At 51.3% G+C, this 18,096-nt stretch carries 14 protein-coding genes and 1 riboswitch; of the genes, 5 read left to right on the top strand and 9 right to left on the bottom strand.

Going from position 1 to position 18,096, the window contains the following annotated elements:
- Nucleotides 1–83 precede the first annotated feature (83 nt).
- On the top strand, nt 84–752 hold the full coding sequence (locus tag GNP95_RS04150) for a phosphatase PAP2 family protein (protein ID WP_155609587.1): 669 nt from the start codon (nt 84–86) through the stop codon (nt 750–752).
- Between the two features lie 77 nt (nt 753–829).
- Here GNP95_RS04150 and GNP95_RS04155 read toward each other — a convergent pair whose 3' ends face one another.
- Together GNP95_RS04155 and GNP95_RS04160 are read right to left on the bottom strand one after the other, a co-directional pair.
- Nucleotides 830–1,708 (bottom strand): DUF6612 family protein, encoded by an 879-nt coding sequence (locus GNP95_RS04155; RefSeq protein ID WP_155609588.1) that lies wholly within the window; start codon nt 1,706–1,708, stop codon nt 830–832.
- Between the two features lie 800 nt (nt 1,709–2,508).
- A complete protein-coding gene (locus tag GNP95_RS04160) occupies nt 2,509–7,503 on the bottom strand; it encodes a choice-of-anchor I family protein (RefSeq protein WP_155609589.1) in 4,995 nt (1,664 codons plus the stop codon).
- A gap of 109 nt (nt 7,504–7,612) precedes the next feature.
- On the opposite strand from GNP95_RS04160, the gene GNP95_RS04165 reads away from it, so the two are divergent.
- Nucleotides 7,613–7,816, top strand: coding sequence for a hypothetical protein (locus GNP95_RS04165; protein WP_155609590.1), 204 nt, complete (start codon nt 7,613–7,615; stop codon nt 7,814–7,816).
- 56 nt (nt 7,817–7,872) lie between these two features.
- Here GNP95_RS04165 and GNP95_RS04170 read toward each other — a convergent pair whose 3' ends face one another.
- On the bottom strand, nt 7,873–8,853 hold the full coding sequence (locus tag GNP95_RS04170; RefSeq protein WP_155609591.1) for a DMT family transporter: 981 nt from the start codon (nt 8,851–8,853) through the stop codon (nt 7,873–7,875).
- 128 nt (nt 8,854–8,981) lie between these two features.
- Nucleotides 8,982–9,134, bottom strand: a riboswitch (FMN riboswitch).
- A gap of 244 nt (nt 9,135–9,378) precedes the next feature.
- On the opposite strand from GNP95_RS04170, the gene GNP95_RS04175 reads away from it, so the two are divergent.
- The 3 genes from GNP95_RS04175 (at nt 9,379) to GNP95_RS04185 (ending at nt 11,420) form a co-directional block, all read left to right on the top strand.
- A complete protein-coding gene (locus GNP95_RS04175; RefSeq protein WP_155609592.1) occupies nt 9,379–10,131 on the top strand; it encodes an ABC transporter ATP-binding protein in 753 nt (250 codons plus the stop codon).
- Complete coding sequence (locus tag GNP95_RS04180; protein ID WP_155609593.1) at nt 10,119–10,871, top strand: ABC transporter permease; 753 nt, start codon at nt 10,119–10,121, stop codon at nt 10,869–10,871. The genes GNP95_RS04175 and GNP95_RS04180 overlap by 13 nt, the downstream gene beginning before the upstream one ends.
- A gap of 195 nt (nt 10,872–11,066) precedes the next feature.
- On the top strand, nt 11,067–11,420 hold the full coding sequence (locus tag GNP95_RS04185) for a hypothetical protein (RefSeq protein ID WP_155609594.1): 354 nt from the start codon (nt 11,067–11,069) through the stop codon (nt 11,418–11,420).
- 321 nt (nt 11,421–11,741) lie between these two features.
- Here GNP95_RS04185 and GNP95_RS04190 read toward each other — a convergent pair whose 3' ends face one another.
- The 6 genes from GNP95_RS04190 to GNP95_RS04215 all read right to left on the bottom strand — a co-directional run bounded on the left by GNP95_RS04190 (nt 11,742) and on the right by GNP95_RS04215 (nt 18,017).
- A complete protein-coding gene (locus tag GNP95_RS04190; protein WP_155609595.1) occupies nt 11,742–12,587 on the bottom strand; it encodes a MetQ/NlpA family ABC transporter substrate-binding protein in 846 nt (281 codons plus the stop codon).
- Nucleotides 12,588–12,646: 59 nt separating this feature from the next.
- On the bottom strand, nt 12,647–13,330 hold the full coding sequence (locus GNP95_RS04195; protein WP_155609596.1) for a methionine ABC transporter permease: 684 nt from the start codon (nt 13,328–13,330) through the stop codon (nt 12,647–12,649).
- Nucleotides 13,323–14,087, bottom strand: coding sequence for a methionine ABC transporter ATP-binding protein (locus GNP95_RS04200; protein WP_155609597.1), 765 nt, complete (start codon nt 14,085–14,087; stop codon nt 13,323–13,325). The genes GNP95_RS04195 and GNP95_RS04200 overlap by 8 nt, the downstream gene beginning before the upstream one ends.
- Before the next feature lie 228 nt (nt 14,088–14,315).
- Nucleotides 14,316–15,059 (bottom strand): stalk domain-containing protein, encoded by a 744-nt coding sequence (locus GNP95_RS04205; RefSeq protein ID WP_230873649.1) that lies wholly within the window; start codon nt 15,057–15,059, stop codon nt 14,316–14,318.
- Between the two features lie 249 nt (nt 15,060–15,308).
- The gene (locus tag GNP95_RS04210) at nt 15,309–17,591 is read right to left on the bottom strand and encodes an outer membrane protein assembly factor BamB family protein (protein WP_155609598.1); all 2,283 of its coding nucleotides are present in this window, start codon (nt 17,589–17,591) and stop codon (nt 15,309–15,311) included.
- Between the two features lie 96 nt (nt 17,592–17,687).
- On the bottom strand, nt 17,688–18,017 hold the full coding sequence (locus GNP95_RS04215; RefSeq protein ID WP_155609599.1) for a thioredoxin family protein: 330 nt from the start codon (nt 18,015–18,017) through the stop codon (nt 17,688–17,690).
- Between the last annotated feature and the right edge of the window lie 79 nt (nt 18,018–18,096).

Below are 18,096 nucleotides of genomic sequence, written 5' to 3' on the forward strand. Positions count from 1 at the left end.
TTCTAGGTGGCAATCTTCCTGCACATCTGCTATACCTATGGAGTAACATATATACAGAAAATGGGGATAAGGGGTCGAATGGATTGAAGAGAAAGCTTGCGGACTACAAGCCGCTATTATGGATTTTGGCCATTCCGGTACTTAATATTTTTTATGGAGTATTGAACCACGGCAATACGACGGTGAGAAGCCTGATGATTTCTTGGGATGACCATATCCCTTTCATATCTGCTTTTATTATTCCATATATTTTGTGGTACCCTTTTATTTTGGCCATGCTCTTCGCTTATTTCATTAAAAATAAAACAACGTACTATCGCACGCTGCTCACACTTTGCCTGGGACTCATCGCCAGTTACATCACTTTCTATTTCTACCAGACGACCGTAGGGCGTCCGGAAATTACCGAAACGGGGCTGACCTACTGGCTGGTCGATTTCATTTACCGGACCGATGGGCCGTATAACTGTTTTCCAAGCATACATGTTCTGACCAGTTATTTGATGCTCAAAGGGCTGGCTGAATGCAAATGGTCCGCTGTATCCAAATGGACAATTATTGTTGCGTCCTGGACGATTACGGCTTCCACGGTGTTCGTGAAGCAGCATGTTCTCCTGGATATTGTTGGTGCCATCGTGCTGGTCGAAGTGCTGTATTTCGTGGTGCGGAGGTGGATTTTCGCGGCAGCTCCAACCCTCTCACCTGCCAATCCACTTGTACGCGAATCAGCCCGGGAAATTTCGAATAGTTAGGTTACTTCTTAATATACCTTTGCAAATCTTATTTACCTTCAGACAGAAAAGCACCCCTTTCCGGGGTGCTTTCTCATTTATTGGGCCGCCAGTACTTCCTGCGGTATGTTGATTTCCTGGATTTCATTATAATTGGAGTACTTGCTCCGGCTTTCGCTTTTTATGGAAAATGTGTTGCCTGACATCGTTACGTCCATATCCGTAGATAAGCTGACTTCAACCGGGTAATAAGTGTCTTTGCGGACAGTATACACAATGTTGGCCTTCCTAATTTTTATATCGGTGTAGTTATCCGTTAGCGGCTCGCCACGATAATTCGTTTGATTTCTATAGCTTTCGGTGAATTTTAACAGCTGGCTGTCATTTAGCTTCGCTCGGATAACATAGTGTCCTCCCTCTTCGCTAACTTCCAGTGCATCCTCCACGGAGCGGTACGGCTCTAGCTGCCGCCAGGGATAGCCTGCCTCCACCATGCCTGGCATCGCTTTGCTCCTCATCTCTTCATTCATCTTCATCCAGTCATTCCCTAATTTCATATAAATGGCATCTTTCGTGACATACTGCTCCATAACCATGGACATGTCCTCGGTATGCATTTTCGTCTGGGTGCTTGAATGGGTCTGAAACGGTTCTTTAATGATATCGCTTTTCGTTAACGAATCAATAATTTGTTCGGTGGAAGCCGTATTCGAAACCCTGTTTACAATAGTCTGGTATACATCCACTTCGGTCGAGAAGCTCATGAGTTCCTTTCCAGCCTCGTTCATCCGTTGTATAAGCTCCTCCGCCTTCGGCAAATTTTGATTCGAAGCGGTGGTATTCGAATTCGAGCCTTTGTTGTTTTTGCTATCACTAACTGTCGACGTATTAACCGCCTCTGGGTTTGAATCCACTGTGCAGCCCGAAGCGACCGCCGCCATGAGACCTGCTATTAAGATTGCCATCCATTTGTTCAAGACATGTATCCTCCTATAGCCCATGCATTTTTCCAGTTCTTTACGATCATTTCTATTTAAGGTAACCATTCGCTCTAATCTTGTCAATAACAAGAAAGCACCTTCGTCTTCTAGTGAGTAACGATTGCTGCTGATCGAAAGTGATGAACCACGACACCCGCAGCGCCGGGTCGTGAGAACGTGGCCCGAGGCTGAAACGCGAGACAAAACGTGAGACCCAAACACGAGACCAAGATACAAGACCCACACGAGACCAAGATACGAGACCAAGATACAAGACCCACACGAGACCAGGACATGAGACTGAAACTAACATAGACCATAACTAAGTCGCGACTGGATCGAGAATGTGACATAGAACGAGTACTGTGGTTGGTTTTAACGATTCTCACGATCACTATTTTTCCGAAAATAGCCTCTGTCAGAATCTAACGAAACCAGGGAACGCTATTTCAGTCTTTATTACTCTAAACAGTAGATAAACCGTAAAATAGCGTCGCTGACAACCGTTAGATGTAAAATAAGCGCAAATTGGTACAAATAACGTGGATGGGAGTCGTTAGACTCAACTCAGGATACCGGGCTGACCGGATGACCGACTTCCGGGGCTAACAAGCTTACGAGCGAATAGCCTCCTTTGGCGTGCGTGGTCGGATCGTCCACGTAAACGAACCCTCGACCTTATGCTGCCACACTTGCTAAACAAGCTTCAGCGACCAAGAAAACAAGCCAAAAGGACGCCTGCCGGCGTCCTCTGGTGGTCCAATCCTATGTGCTACCTCCCCACTTGGTTCCGTTCCTTATGCCTCATCCACAAATCCAAGCTCTCGGAGCAATTTCAGCAAGATCACTGCAGCTTGGGCGCGGGTTACCTTTCCTTGAGCATCGAAATTTCCCTGCGGATCGCCCTTCACCATACCACGGTCCGCCAGATAGGCAGCGCCGGGGATCGCCCAGGCAGGAATCGCGTGTTGATCCTTAAATACCGCCAAAGAGCCCGGTATATTGCTTCCATCGCTGCCGTCCACAAGGCGGAGGGCATGGGCGACCATTACAGCCATTTCGGCGCGGTTTAGCTCTTGATCCGGATTGAAATGGCCGGATTCATCGCCGGTTACGATCCCATACTGGGCAGCAGAGCCGATCTCCGCGGCATGCGGCGTATTTGGGCCGACATCAGCAAATCGGCTATCCCCGATTACTGTAACTGAGGCCAATCCCAGGCTCCGCATCAGCAGAGCTGCAAATTCGCCTTTGCTCACTGCTTGCCCCGGAGCAAATGTGGAATCATCCGTTCCTTTGGCGATCATTCGCGAAGTCAAGGCCTCGATCGCCTGCTCAGCCCAATGCCCATGGATATCCGCAAACGTTTTGCGGTATTCCAGCACAGCATAGATGCTGTTGCCGGGGCGTTTGATTTCAAGGGCAGTTCCTTCATTTGTGCGTATTTTCACCGCAGGCACGAAGAGCAATTCACCAGTCGTTTCATCATATTGAACCGCCGTTAATAGCTTATCGGCAAAATGATCGGGAATGCCGATCGTTCGGCTGACATAGGTTAACCCGAAATAACTGATCTCCCGTTCCTCGTCTTTCCCGGATAAGGTCACTTTAAAATCAAAGACCGTACCGGGTACGACTCCGGCCCCCAGATCCGCGGCTTTACCGTTAATCTGCTGCAGCTTCTCTCCTGTGACGGGTGCCAAAATGACATTGATCGAAGCCTCCTGCAAATCCAGCGTGCCATTACCGCCCTCTAGCTGCTGTAAACCCAGCACATGCAGCGGAAGACGATAACTTGCTGATGCGGTACGGATGACCATGACGAGGTTCTTGTCTCTAGAGGATGCTGATGCCAGCGCCTTTGCCTGAAGCGACACCTTCATTGCGTGCAAAGCGGAACTTGATCCGGCAACGTCCTTCTCCTCCGCCTGAATAATGATCTCACGGTTCCCTTGCTCGGCGGCTGCCAAAGCAGCTTCAACGTCAGACAGCTGCGCGGTAATCCGAATCATTTCCGTGCCGTCCGCTGCGATTTCTTTTGTCCGCTGCAGCTGATCGCCAGACAGCATATTCGCTCCCTGACTGCCGTTTCCGCTGGCGCCGTGTTCCTTACCCGGCTCATTCTTGCCATTTCCTTGGCTCCCGCCGGCGGCGTTGCTGCCCCCACCAGCATTGCCGCCGCCAGCATTGCCAGACCCGCTGCCATTTCCAGGTTTGCTCTCCGGCTTCGCTTGTTCAACAATACGCCCTTCTACCCGGGGATGGACCGTCCCTCCCTGCTGCTCCACATGCTCCATAAAGATCTCATAGTCGGGATACCCGAGATCCTCATGGTACGCGCCAAGCGCAACCGCCTCGGCAAAGGAAGCATAACCGTCTCCCCCGTTGGCCACGAAGCTGTTGGTTGCCAAGCGGTAAATCGCAGACTCATTCAGCGGAATGTACCGCTCACCATTTTGAATCTGGATATCATACACTTTGCTGCCAGCCGGAGCTTTCGAATCCCACTTGAACTTCATGCCGGCGACCTGCGGAAATTTACCCGGCAGATCGGCAAGCTTGGCGCCGCTTACGCCATTCTCCAGTCCATCCTTAAGCTGTTTGCCGGTCACATCCAAAATATACAGCGTGTTGCCAAACGGCATCACCGTACGCAGCTCGCCCATCGTAATTTCGCCTTCGTCAATGGAAGCGCGGATTCCCCCGCCATTGGTCAGGGCAATATCCGCATTTTTGAGAGCCTTCGCTTTCGCCAGCATGCCGTCGGCAATGAGGTTCCCCAGATTCGTCTCTCTGGAGCGCACATGCTCGCGCTCCCCGTCGAGAACAACGCCGGCAATTCCGATCACCTGCTTTTTGAGCGCGTCCAGTTCAGCGTTATATGGCTCCAGCATCGCTTTCAGCTCGCGATCTTCCTCTACCTGGCTGTCTACGGGAATAAGCCTTCCGGACGTTTGGCCCGCCTCCGTCAGCACGACGCCGTTAAGGTCAAAATAAAGATCGACGCGGCCCAAATATTTCCCCCATTCATTGGCCTGCACGATTACCGTCGGCGCGCCGCCATCCGAATTCAAGATGATTTCCGGCTCATCCAGCTTCGTATGGGTATGGCCGCCGACAATCAGGTCGATCCCGTCCACTGCGCCAGCGAGCTGCTTATCCCGGCTATAGCCTAGATGGGACAAGGCGATAATGATCTGAATGCCTTCCTGCTCCATCGCCTTTACCGTCTCGGCTGCAGCCTCTGCAGCGGGAAGAAATGCAACATTTTTTCCGGGACTCGATGTTTCCTTGGTATCTTCTGTGGTCAGGCCCATCACACCAACACGCTTGCCGTTGACGTCAAACACGACATACGGATACACGCCAGCATCCCCTGCCGCTTGAGAAGCGCCAGCCCTCATCGTCTTAGGCGATCTAATCCATGGCGCCATATGATTATCCTTGCTGAAATCAATGTTCGAGCTTACCAGCGGGAACTGTGCCTGGCTCACAAATTCGGCAAGCACGGCTGTTCCCCGGTCAAACTCGTGATTGCCGAAGGTCATTGCGTCATATTGCAGCTGATTCATGAACGCCAGATCGGCCAGCCCCAGCCACTTGGTAAAATAAAGATCCCCCGAGAACACATCCCCTGCATCGACCAACAGGCTGTTTCCGGCCGTCTCCTCGCGGATTTCCCTGATAAGGGTTCCGCGTCTTGCGACATCGGCTAAATGGGCATGCGTATCATTGGTATGCATCACCGTCAGCTTCCAGTCCGCCGGGACAGCCTCACTCACTGTTACTTTTGCAATAGCCATGCCATAGCCGTCGTCGCTGATTGCCGTAACCTCCGCACTCCCGGCAGATACAGGTGTAACGAGACCATCCCCATTTACCGCCGCGATACCGGGATTGGAGGATGTCCATTTCACACCGATTTGGCCAACGCCGACGGCGTCCACCGCAGCCGTCAGCTTCTCCCCGGCACCGCCCAGATTAAGGCGCAAGTCCGTCTTATTCAAGGTTACCTTGGTAACCTCCAGCTCCAGGACAGTCACGGTGCCTCCAACCTCGTTTGCAACGAGCAGCAGCGGGCGCCCCGTCGGGCTGTCTGGCGCAGGAATGAATTCCAGTCCCTCCGGCCCCGTATCGGTATCCAGGCCCGCGCCGAAATCACGCGTATTCGTATAATTGACGAATTCCGGCGCCGCTGGGTCAGTCACGTCATAAGTCATCACGCCGCCGATCCGCTCCAGCCCGATAAAAGCAAACACTTTATCGCCGACCCGGCCAATCGAGACGTATTCGGGCTCAGGGCCTTTTTTGCCGCTGCGGTCATCCTTCTCTGCCTTGCTGTTGCTCACATTGAAATAATCCGGCAGACGCTGGGCAGTAATTTGCTCAAAATCACTGCCGCTATCATACACAAGCCGCATGTCCGCAGCATTCCATATGGAGAATGAACGTCCCCCGTACAAATAAACCTCGTCGTTCCCCATATCTCCTGCGACCTCGACTTTATCGTAAACCGTTCCCTTGCCCTCTAGAAACTGCGCTGCCGCAGAGCCGGGGTTCAGCCGGGTTCGCAGCTTGCCAAGCGTTGTACCGTTCACCCGGCCCGGCCATTCGGTGACATCCCCTTCATTGGCCGTGAACAGATAGGTCTGGCCGCCAAAATCATAGGCAGCTATTCCATCCGGCATATATTGGCCGAAGAATGGAACATTCTCCAGCTTGATCGCCCCGTCCTTCACCAAGTCAAACGAATTGGCCGGGTCGTTTAAGTCTTTCACACCTAACCCGCGCACGGCTGTTACCGTTTTCGCGGCGATATTGATCTCAGCGATCGCGTTATTCTCTTGCAGCGACACATAAGCAGTCTCTCCATCTGACGAAAGGGCAATATACTCCGGTTCCAAATCGAACAAGGCATCGGCCTTATTCCCCAGACCGGTGATGCTGCCGTCTGCGCCGGAAGCTCCACGGATATGCACCGAATCGTCGATCACCGCAGGATCATCGAATTTAACATGCGTCACTTCTCCGGTCAGCGTATCGACGATGGTAACGCTGCCTTCCGGATCGATCCCGGCAAGCCGCGGTTCTCCTTCGTCCGCCGTCAGTATATAGCGTCCGTCCGGTGTAAACAGAAGCATGTCCGGCTGCACGCCGGCCGCATAAGTCGTCAGCAAATTCCCTTCCTCATCCAGGACGAGTATTTTGCCCGCTTTGGCAGCATCCGCTTCCTGTACTGCTACAGCTATGCGCTTCGTTTCCGCATGTACATCGACGCTGGTCAAGTCGCCGTATTGGAAGCCGTCCTTCTCCGCCAGCTCCTTCACTTGAATCGTCTTCTCCTTCGTTAAAGCACCGCCGGCCAGCTTGATGATATCGAGGCTTGGCGGATTGGAGGAACCGTTAACGAGGTAGAACCTCCCGTTCCCTTTATTGTATTTTACGATCTCGGCCACGCCGCCGTCCTTGTTGGTGGAGCCGACCCGGTATGAACCGATTTTGCGAATGTAGAGCTTGTCTGTAAAATCGTAAGAGTCCGCTGCAGCGTATACATTTTGCGTTACGGAATATGCATCCGCTGTTTGTCTATGACCGGCTTGTCCGGCATCGGTTTGGAGTTCGCCAGCCTGCGGCCCGCCAGCGCCAATTTCTTCCGCCTCAAGCTGCTCCAAATGATCAAGTGCTGCGTTACCATCTTCGGCATAAGCCGCAGCCCCTGTAAACAGTGAGCCGGCAAGAAGTTGAAACGCCAGCAGTAAATATACAATCCTCCTGCCCATATTACGCAACATGAATTCCCTCCCTGTATGATGATTATTATCGCCCCCATCATATAGAACAAATGTTATCGTTAACGCTTTAAAAGTAGCGCTTTATGTAAATTAGCTGGTTGAGCCATAAATGCAAAAAACCAGCAGGCTTCTTCTTGTGAGGAAGATGGATCCGCTGGCCTTGTTATACTTTATTGCCATCTCACTGGTGAATATGACCGAGCTGCTCGAAATTTTGCGGTCATTTCTCCGTGGTGCGCAGCCAAAAAAAACGATCACCACCTGCCTTCCAAAGAAAGACAACGATGATGATCGATCTGAAAGCTTAAGTTGAACCCAACAAATAAATATGTGGCAAATACGTACACGTTGTTATCATATCTACATGAATTATGAAGACTTAAGTGCCGCATCAGGCGCTGCCTGTGACTGACGGGAAATTACGAACAGCGTAGCCCAGATCAGCATAAAACCGAAGGCCTGAGCGGCCGTGACCATCTCCTGAAAGGCAATCCAGTTGATCAGTACTCCGACCATCGGGAAACTTAGCTCCGCAAGTGTGGCGACCGAGGCCTTGGTCGTAGTCAGCCCTTTATAATAGACGAGCAGGCTGAGCAAGCCTGGCAGCAGCGCTTGACCGAGCAAGTTCAAGGATACGGCCGCAAAAGCGCCAGCCTCAGTAGGTATGTTCCAAGCTGCCCCTTCGTTCCAGGTAATCGCGAACAAAAGCGGCAGTGCTAGCACGAAGCGAAGCGAGGTTACCGTCTCGTATTTCATTTGGCCCACCATCAGACGGCCCATTACTGTAGAACCGCCCCACAGCGCCGCCGCGCCAAGCGACAGCAGGCTGCCGACCTGTACGATTTCGCTCCAGTGCCCGATCGGCAGAGTAAAGCCGAAGGTCAGCAGATAGGTGCCGGCCAGTGCCAGAATAATCAGCCAAGAGAAATGACGCGGCAGCCGTTCCTTCAGCAGCATTCTTGCCAGGACGATCGCAAACAGCGGCTGGAGCTTCTGCAGAAGCAGAACGGCATTGGGATTGCCATGAACGAGTCCCATCGTGAACAGGATGGTGGCTATGGCCGATCCGCCCCAGGAAATGAAGAGCAGGGCTCCGGCCTGCCTCCAGCCCATTCCTCGCAGCTCCTGGCGATTCTTCCACATGACCGGAATAGCAATCAAGGCGATGATAATATGCTCCAGCAGCACGATTTGCGCCGATGTGAGCGACTTAAGCAAAATGATCCGAAATAGCGGATCGGCCCCCCAAAGGGCAGCTCCGAGGACGACTAGCCAGAACCCGCTTTTCGGGCGGGCGGCCTGCAGCGGCAGCGAAGGTTTGATTTTGACTCCTACAGTTGCGTTTTCCATCTTGCAGTCTCCTTACCTTGAATACGGAGTCTTATACGCAGAAAACCCCCGTCATCGACATCGTCGACCTACACGGGGGCTGATCAAATAAGCTTGCCTGGACATGACAAATCCGCAGCATGCTTACCCTTGATCTTCTCCCATCCGGACTTTACCGTCGGCCCTGGATTTTCACCAGATCAGTCCCTGCCTCATTCAGACAGGGAGTCGCGGGCTGAAGGCCGTTCAAGGAACGGACTATCACCGCCGGTCAGGAATTTCACCTTACCCCGAAGATCCATATTCAAATTTTATTTTTGTTATTATCAAGCTCTGTTTGTTGCCTTGAATTTAGAATACTACAAATTAATACTTATTCCAGTGAAGGAAGTCACACTTGAAACCATCCATGATATGTTTCATGTAAATTCATTTCACTTTCAAGTATTATAACATTATTTCATACGTTGTGTAATCCACTTTTTATTCCAAAGATTTGTTAAAATGTACTATATAAATATCCTGTAAAAAGAGGTGCCCACCATCTTGCCTACTCTGCTTGAATTGGAACATTTGAAGAAGAGCCATGCGGACTCGCCCGGGACTCTTCTATTTAGCAATGTCAGCGCAGCGGTAGCCCGCCACGACCGCGTTGCCCTTCTGGGCATGTCAGGGCAAGGCAAAAGCACCTTGCTGCGAATTTTATCCCTGCTGGATATAGCCGATGAAGGCGATATCCGCCTGGAGGGCATATCCTCCACGCAAATCGATCCTATAGAATGGCGTAAAGCCGTCTGCTATGTTGCCCAGCAGGCCGTCATGCTGCCCGGCAGCGTCGAGGATAATTTGCGGACGGTGCATCAATTGCACCGCATTCCTTACGACGCTCCGCTTGTGGGCAAGCTGCTTGCACAAGCAGGCCTTGAGATGATCGACCTCAGCAAAAATGCAGCCGATTTATCCGGCGGGGAGAAGCAGCGCATCGCCCTGATCCGGTCGCTGCTGCTGCGGCCAAAAATACTATTGCTCGACGAAATCACAGCTTCGCTGGATCAGAGCAACGCCATAAGGGTAGAGGAACTGCTCCAACAGTGGCATCGCCAGGAAGGCACCGCCATGATCTGGGTGACGCATCAACTGGAGCAGGCTGCCCGGATCAGCGATTATGTCTGGTTTATGGGGGATCACACCCTGCTGGAAAAGACGCCTACGAAGCAGTTTTTTGAGCAGCCCGAGACAGGTCTTGCCCGCAAATTCCTGAATCAGCCGCTAGACAGGGGTGAATTATGTCTCTCTTAGCACTCAGCTTTACGATCATTTTCGTCATGGTCACGATGCTGATCTCCGTATGGCAGAAGCTTGATCTGGAGAAGGATATCGCCATCGGAACGATCCGTGCCGCTGCGCAGCTGCTGCTCGTCGGCTATGTGCTTCAGTTTGTATTTAACAGCAATCATCCGTTATTCATCATCGCTATCGTCATATTCATGATTACCGTCGCTGCCAGCAATGCCGCCAAGCGGGGCAAAGGGCTGGCAGGAATCTGGTGGAGAGTAGCCATCGCCATTACAGCCACGGAATTGCTCATGATGGGCCTCTTGCTGGGACTGGACATTATAGAGCCTACACCCCAATACATCATTCCGATCAGCGGCATGACCATTGGCAACGCCATGGTGGTAGCCGGATTGTTCCTGAACCAGTTCAAACGCGATATCCTTGCTTCGCGCGGCGAAATCGAAACGCTGCTCTCCCTGGGTGCATCCGCTCGGAGATCGGTTCAGGATGTCATGATACGCTCCGTGAAATCGAGTATGATCCCGACGATCGATGGAATGAAAACCGTAGGGCTCGTCCAGCTGCCGGGCATGATGACCGGCATGATTATCGCCGGAGCCGATCCCGTCGAAGCGGTCCGCTATCAAATTCTGATCGTGTTTGCCTTTACCAGCTCCGCCGCCATTACTAGCATCCTGCTCAGCGCGCTCAGCTACCGTCAATGGTTTACGAAGGATTTGCGTCTGCGCCGGGTCGAATAACGCTATGACATTAATCTACTCTCCTGAGGAATCATTAAAAGGGATCCTCGAAGTCTCGCATCAAAGAAATCATGCTTGTATATTATCTTTATTCAATTAAATACCTTTAATTTCTATATTTACATATTATACTTAAAATTCAATTGATTTATTTTCCACAAATGTATATATTAATTAAAAAGGAGGTGTTAATCTATGAATTTTAGTTTAAAAAGAATATCTTTTATCACTCTCTTCTTGACATTTTTAATTGCTATTACTTCAGTATTGCCAGCATCAACAGCCAGTGCAGCAAATAAGGCTAATGACTTCTATGATACCTCTCCAAAATATGTAGAAGTTTCTAGAACTATTAATTTTGCAAAGGGAGAGAAAGATTCTAGTTTTCCATCACTTAGTTACTACCACATTACTTACTTTCCAGCTGGTAGGTTTACAGGAACACTACAACTGGTTAATCCTTCCCTCACCGTTATTAATAACGATGGTTCAGGGTACCATTATGTGACCTATAGAGGTTACGTTCAATACAATCCATATTGGCCTTAGTAGATCAGGAGCATTCAGTTAATATAGAATGCTCCTTTTCTTTACTCATTAGGTATTATTTTCGCAATCACATGCCTAACCAGATCCCAAGCCTCACACCAAAACGGCAATCAACAAAGTTTTCTCTTCACCATCCGGCTTCTTAGCCTTCGTGACCACGCCGGAGCTGTCAACGGTAACGGCCGGTATATTTTTGATACATGACGTCCTCATCTTCTCCGAAATCTAGGGCTGCCTGTGGATCACCTGTATTGTTAGAAACAAAAATCCGGGGCCTCCCGCATGGGGAAATCCCGGATTTTTGTTTAAAGTTCATTGGAATCATTCGAAAGCAGGAATGGCGATTTCATCGTAATTGTCTTGCAGGAACTGCTTCACCTCAGGACCGGACATGGCCTTGGCCAGCTTCTGCACCGCTTCGGAGTCCTTGTTATCCTCGCGGGCTACTAGTGTAATCGCGAAATCGGATTCCGCCGTCTCGGTCAATAGCGCATCCTTCTTCGGCGTCAAACCGAGCGGGCTCGCATAAGCCGGCGTCATGAGCACGAGATCCGCATCGTCCAGCATCCGCGCCAGCATAAGCAAATCCACTTCCTCAAACTTATAGTTCTTCTCATTTTCGATAATGTCTGCTTGCGTCGCTTCAATGCCGACGCCTTCCTTCAGCTTGATAATGCCGGCTTTATCCAGCATATCCAGCGAACGTCCAATGTTGGACGGGTCGTTAGCGATGGCGATCACCGCGCCCTCCGGCAGCTCCTCCATCGATTTATAACGCTTCGAATAAGCGCCGTATACAGCGTGATAGATTGGTTGTACAGCTACCAGGTTAGCATTCTTGTTCTGGTTGTACTGCTCCATATACGGGACGTGCTGAAAGAAGTTGACGTCTACTTCCTTATTCGCCAGCGCATCGTTCGGCTGGATATTGTCCGACAATACAACAAGCTCCAAATTAACACCTTCCTCCTTCAGCAGCGGCTGAACGAGTTCGAGGATCTCGGTCATCGGCGGAATAAGCGTTGCCACTTTAAGCGTGACCTCCTCCTGCTGCTGCGGCGATTCCGCTGGAGAAGCCTCCTTATTTGCTGGGCCGTTGGCCGCTTGTTTACCGCAGCCGGCCACAACGACCACTAGTAATGAGAGCATGAGCATCCATTTTTTCATCGTATGTTTCCCTCCGAATATTTCTCTAAGTATAATGTAAAAAATTATAATTCTTACAGCTATGACCGCTTATCCAGCAACTTCGAAATCGTCGTGCCTGCATATTGAATTCCCTGTACCAGCACGATCATCAATAGGATCACCCCGGTCATCAGTTCCGTTTCAAAACGCTGATATCCGTAGCGAATGGCAAAATCGCCAATCCCGCCGCCTCCGACGATCCCCACGACGGTTGAATAGGAAATGTAGCTGATCGTCGACGTAGTTAATCCCAGCACGAGGCCTGATCGAGCCTCCACGTACAGAAATTTGACGATCATCTCCAGCTTCGACGCACCCATCGAACGCGCCGCTTCGATCACGCCGCGCGGCACATCGAGCAGCGCCTGCTCCACCTGCCGGGCATAGAGCGCAATCGCCACTACCGACAAAGGTATCGAGGCCGCCACCGTACCGATTGCTGTACCCACAATGATCCGGGTGAGCGGAATCATGAAGACGACCAGCAGCAGAAAAGGGAAGGAGCGGATGATATTGACGAAGCCGTTAAGCAGCCATGACCAGAAACGGTTCTCGTAGATCTGGCCTTTACGGCACAGGAACAGCAGAGTGCCAACAGGCAGGCCGCAGACGATGGCAGCGGCAACCGATATTCCCACCATGAAGAAGGTCTCGCCGATCGCCTTCCTGATTTCAGCCTCGTATTGAACCATACTGTCCAGCATGACAGAAATATCAAACATCGCTAAGCTCCTCCGTACCCAACAGCTGTTCCCTGTACGATTTCGGTGACAGGATCGCAGAAGCACGGTTCTGAGGCTGCAGTGCAAAGCTGTCCGTCAATCGGCCGTCCTCCATAACGGAGACCCGTTGGCATAGCTGCGCTACCACTTCCATCTCGTGCGTGACGATAATGATCGTGACGCCCAAGGTCTCGTTCACATGCCTCAAGACGCCAAGGATATCATTCGTCGTATTCGGATCGAGGGAGGAGGTCGGCTCGTCGCAGAGCAGTACCTTCGGGTGATTGGCCAGTGCGCGGGCTATCGCTACCCGCTGCTTTTGCCCTCCGCTAAGCGCCGCCGGGTATTCCTCCGCCTTGTCCGATAACCCGACAAACCGCAGGCACTCGCGAACCCGTTCAGCCCGCTCCTTCCTCGGCAGCCCAGCCAGCTCCAGGGGAACGGAGACGTTGCCGCTAACCGTACGATTCTGAAGCAAGTTGAATTGCTGAAAAATCATGCCGATGGATCTTCTCGCCCGGCGCAGCTCGCTTTCACTTAAAACGGTCCAGTCCTGGCCTGCAATGATGACCCTCCCTGCATCCGGAGCTTCCAGCATATTCATCAGCCGCAGCAGCGTGGATTTTCCTGCACCGCTAGGTCCGATGATGCCATGAATCGTTCCTTCCTCAACCGTGAGTGTTACTTCCTGAACCGCAGCTAATCGGTCATTTCGCTGCTGGCCATAGCTCTTGCTAACCTCCTGCAGGGATATCATTCGATTGTCCCCCTTTAACCACCTTGAAATTGTACCACTAATTTCAAACACCTGTTATACTCTATATCTTCTCATGATTATACGTGATTAATGTCACTGTGTCACTAATTTTAACAAATATACTAATCAACAACATAGCAATAACCATGCAAAAAGCCGAAAGACGGCCGCATACAAGCGGTTATCTTTCGGCTTGAAAGTAGATTATTTACATAGAAATAATTGCATTTAATTCTCCAGCCAGCTTTCGTCCCAGATGACGTAGCCCGTGGAATCTTGTCCGGCTGGTCCGATAAATTTAACGTACAGCTCGGTAGTGTTACTAGGCAGCACCAGGACGTTTTCAACTACGGTGCCGTTCTCGATTTTACCGGTTGCAAAGGCTTGTCCATCCTTATCGGCAATCGTATAACTTCCAGAGTATTCCTTATCAGACTTCGGCGTTTTGAAGCCAACCAGTACACCGACTTTTTTCGTGCCGTCCTTGACTTTAAAAGCAACGCCTTGTCCGGCACTATTCACGCCCGTAACCATAAACGCAGCTTCGTATTGCGTCTCTCCGAACTGCAAATCAGCCTTGTTCCGAGTAATGCCGCTTGTATAGTAGCTCCATTTGAAATGAGATACGTTATCTACGCTAAAAGGGCTGCGTTCTCCCTTGCCCGGAGTTTCGGCAACCGGTCCCGTCGTAATCGAAATTTGCTGTTTGGCAGCATCGAAGCGAACGTCCGCCCCTGTAGCCTCAGCCACAGCGCGCAGCGGTACATAAGTCGTCCCCTTATAACTGATTGGAACAGCCTTCGCCCCGTTTGCATCTTTAGCCGTCCATGCCTGTCCGTTCAACAAAAACGAAATGCCGTGGTTCAAGTTAGCCTGAATGCGCTCCAGCGTGGAAGCCGCAGACACCCCGGCAGAAAAAGTCAACAATAGAACAAGCGCTGTCCCGATCATTACCGTCTTTTTGGACTTCATTTTCAAGTGTCATCTTCCTTTCCCTAACATATTCTATGTATTTAGTTCTACACAATAATACATGATTCTACATTTTTCTTGAATGTGTCGAAGTCCCCAATTTCCAGGCAATTCCTGAGATCATCAAGGGAGTTTCAGTACAACCACGACAAAAAGACCCATCGAAATCCTTCGATCGGCCTATAAGCCCTACTTGTATTATTGCTATCAACTATTGCCAGATACTTGGGGAATCGTCTTGGTACACGACTATTTGTCTAGTTCCTTTAATCTATGTTCCAGCTTCCTTACGCTCAGCCGGGTAACAGCGCCGTTGGCGGATCCAGCGTATATTTCATCTCCCGTTATATTCAGCAGGCCGCTGCGGGAGATTTGTTCTCTTAATTCAGCGTATCCCATCCAAATGTTCTGTATGCGTCCTGCGATATGCCCATCCTTCTTGCCGATCGCAAGCAGGTCGTAGCCATAGGCGAGCAGGACGTATTCATCCAGCAGCACATAGCTGCCCGGGGTCATGAGGGAGTAATTCTGACTGGCGGTGACAGGAAGCTTCCATACAATGCGTCCTGTCTGCAGCGCTGCTTTTACCGGAACGCCGTCCAGAACCAGATACATATGCTCCCCTTCGATGATGCCTTTCGACGCTTGCCCCGGCACAGTCCAGAGCTTCTTGCCAGCGGCCGCATCATATAATACCGATTCATAGCTCTCAGCAGAGGAATCTGCTGACGCGGCTTTTGCAGGCAGTTGACGCTGGATAAGAAGGTACCGCTCATTCAGCACCTCAAAGCGTTCTCCCGTCTTTGCCGGATACCGCGCTGCCTCACTTCCCGTCTCCAGATCGACCAGCAGCCACTGATCTCCATGGAGGATCCATCTTCTTAAGCTGTTCTCAGGCGCAAAAGGATCGATTCTCGGACCGCCGGCATAATACGGATATAAATGCGGGTCTTCGCCGGTTATCGTATCCGCCTGAAGGGTCCAGACTACTGTGCCTGTTTCCGTCTCCCTGGCTTGCAGAAGCTGGCCTGCTTGGATAAGTATATACGGATCGTCCGCCCCGGAGTTCAGCACCCGATAATCGCCTTGGATGGCAATTTCCCATTTCTGCTTCCCAGTCGTCCTGTCCAGCACGGCTAAATGGCCTGTTTCCCTGCCCATGTCCGGCCGGTCATATATAATGACGGAATTCTTGGCCCCGCTGATTTCCAGAAACCTTCCTTCTTCACCGCCCTCCGGCCTTAATTCCCACAGTACTTTCCCATCGGCAAGCCGAATGTGGCGCACCCTGTCCTCATACGCTTTCTTCTCCGGGCTGAACGATGTATAGACGGTGACCGAATCATCCGCATTCCCCATCATCGTGAGGAGCCTGCCGTATCCGGCATCGATTTGCCACAGCTTCTCTCCTGTTAACCGATCAATGCCATATACATTTGAATCATCATGCATCCCGCTGAAACGTCCATCATCCCCTTGAACTACAAGGACGTCATCACTAGCCCCGGTTAAGTAAGCGTATTGCAAATCTCCCTGATTCCGCCATACGTAAGGCATTTTCAATGTCGCCGGGAGCGGGCCCGCCATAAAATGATGGGTAAACGGATAGTCATCACCAGCAAACAGCCCGCTCATTGGCTTATCGCCTGCCGGCCATATCCACTTGCCTGTCTCAAGTCGGCCCGCTGGGGAGAAGTAAGCGATGAATTGCCCTTCTGGACGCACAAATCTCCAGCTCTCGCCCAGCAGGTACGTACGCCCCGCGAGTTCAACATTCCCCGAATGCTCCTTCACAGCGGGCTGACCCAGAAGCCTGGCTGCATCCTCAGCTGAGGCTCCTTTATGGAGCAGCAAGTCGGCGATATCTCGAACCGCTGTAATAGAAACGGACGAGCTTGGCTCCATTAAACCCTCGGATATCTCCTTTTGCTCCGTGACCTGGCTCTCATGAACCCACAGCACAATTGGCCGGTTCATAATATCGTCCTCATGCCAATGTGCCGGGCTTGCGGCAATGCCATACCAATCGTCCCACCTGGCAACCGATATCGGGCGTTCTTCCCCGTTTCCAAGAGTGCTGGCGCTCCACCGAACCGAACTGCCAGGTGTCAATGACAGCTTCGTTTTTGCACGCAGGCTTATATATACCGGTGCGGTATTTACTACTCGGCTTGAAGCCTCTGTCGTATACCAGACGGGAACCCATAGCTTCCCCCGGGAATAGTCCTGCAGCGTAAACATTTCGCCCGACCTGGCTTCCACGGCGAACGCCTCCCCTGGCTGACCAAAATAGTTCACCTTGAAGCTATCAACCCGCTCCCTCCCGGACAGCGGATCGGCAAAATAGGGGGCGGCCTGCTTGAGCACAAGCTGCTCCCCCGCTTGGACATGACCGGAGGACGCTTTCTGAGCCTGGATTTGATCCGCTGGAGAATTGCCGCTCCCCTCCACGTTCGCTGAAGTTGGCGCATCTGCTAAAAGCTGTGTCAACAGAATAGCTGTGCAAACAACCATGATGCCGCGAATTTTCATCGGGATTCTTCCTCCTTTTACCAAAACCTGTCTAACTCTTAGACGCTCAGAAAGCAATTAAGTTGCCCTCTCCCTTTTACTCAGCACTCAGCGTATTCACATCTCCTCTAAAGCCCCTTCATACCTTCGCAGCACCTGCTCCAGCTCCTCAAAGCGGACAAAGCGGGATTCACGGTATACTTCCTTTCCTTGAAAAAAGAGCAGCAATGTCGGTGCAGACAACGCCAAGTACTCCGCTGCCGTGACGGGGGCATCCTCCATGAATACGTAGATTCCCCTTGCCTTCGTATGGGATTCCAATAACCCGGCCGCCTTCGCCTGAATCGATTCACATACGCCGCATTGACTCGTCTTGATTAGAAGCAGCACTAATGGGTACTCCTGAATCATCTGTTTAATTTCACTCAATTGATATAATCTTTGCATGCAGCTTGCCTCCCTGATGTCTATTGGACGACCTGGTCGGAGCGATTGGCATCATGCCCCTTCATCAGAACAAGTTCTT

Origin of the sequence: Paenibacillus woosongensis, assembly GCF_009725165.1 — a bacterium.
Lineage (GTDB): Bacteria > Bacillota > Bacilli > Paenibacillales > Paenibacillaceae > Fontibacillus > Fontibacillus woosongensis.